The following is a 994-nucleotide window of genomic DNA, read 5'->3' on the forward strand; positions in this document are numbered from 1 at the left end:
AGGTGGAAGAGATCGTCGAGACCGGCACGCTCGACCCCGATGCGGTCCACCTGCCGGGCATCTACGTGCACCGGCTGGTGCTGAACGCGCACCCCGAGAAGCGCATCGAGAAGCGCACGATCACTGAAACCGCGAAGGCAGGGAGCTGACCATGGCCTGGACCCACGACCAAATGGCCGCCAAGGCCGCCGCCGAGCTGCAGGACGGCTTCTACGTGAACCTCGGCATCGGGCTGCCGACGCTGGTGGCCAACCATGTGCGCAGCGACATCGAGGTCTGGCTGCAGAGCGAGAACGGCATGCTCGGCATCGGCCCGTTCCCGACCGAGGACCAGGTCGATGCCGACCTGATCAACGCCGGCAAGCAGACGGTCACCACCATCCCCGGCTCGTCGATCTTCGGCTCGCACGACAGCTTCGCGATGATCCGCGGCGGCAAGATCAACCTCAGCATCCTGGGCGCGATGCAGGTCAGCGCGAAGGGCGACCTCGCGAACTGGATGATCCCCGGCAAGATGGTCAAGGGCATGGGCGGCGCGATGGACCTGGTGGCCGGCGTGCCGCGTGTGCTGGTGCTGATGGAGCACGTCGCGCGCAAGAAGGACGGCAGCGAGGACCTGAAGATCCTGCCGGCCTGCACGCTGCCGCTGACGGGCGTGGGCGTGGTGAACCGCATCATCACCGACCTCGCGGTGCTCGACGTGACGCCGCAGGGGCTGAAGCTGGTCGAGATCGCGCCGGGTGTGTCGCGCGAGGCGCTGCAATCGAAGACAGGGGTTCCGATCCTGTAGTTCGTTCGTTCGTTCGTTCGTTCGTTCGTTCGTTCGTTCGTTCGCGCATCGGCGCGGAAGGCGCKAGCGGGGAGTCTGGGGCTCGCCGTCGCRSCGGTCTTCGCCCCTGGCGGGGCGAAGACTCCCCTGCGCTGACTGGTTTCATGRCCCGTCGCCCAAACTCCCGCCACTCACTKCGTTCGTTGTGGTCAAACAGTGGGCGAC

At 66.5% G+C, this 994-nt stretch carries 1 protein-coding gene and 1 pseudogene; both read left to right on the forward strand.

The window, feature by feature from the left end; all coding sequences use genetic code 11:
• Positions 1-149 (forward strand): annotated as a pseudogene (locus tag AC1D15_RS34310) (succinyl-CoA--3-ketoacid-CoA transferase); the annotation flags it as partial.
• A 2-nt stretch (positions 150-151) separates the two neighbouring features.
• Complete coding sequence (locus AC1D15_RS34315; RefSeq protein ID WP_477829588.1) at positions 152-790, forward strand: 3-oxoacid CoA-transferase subunit B; 639 nt, start codon at positions 152-154, stop codon at positions 788-790.
• The last annotated feature ends 204 nt before the right edge of the window (positions 791-994 follow it).

It is taken from the genome of Rhizobacter sp. P2_H2 (genome assembly GCF_056403375.1).

What these genes read in the sequence shown, in the direction of transcription:
- AC1D15_RS34315 (WP_477829588.1), top strand. Translation starts at nt 152, where the DNA reads ATGGCCTGGACCCACGACCAAATGGCCGCCAAGGCCGCCGCCGAGCTG.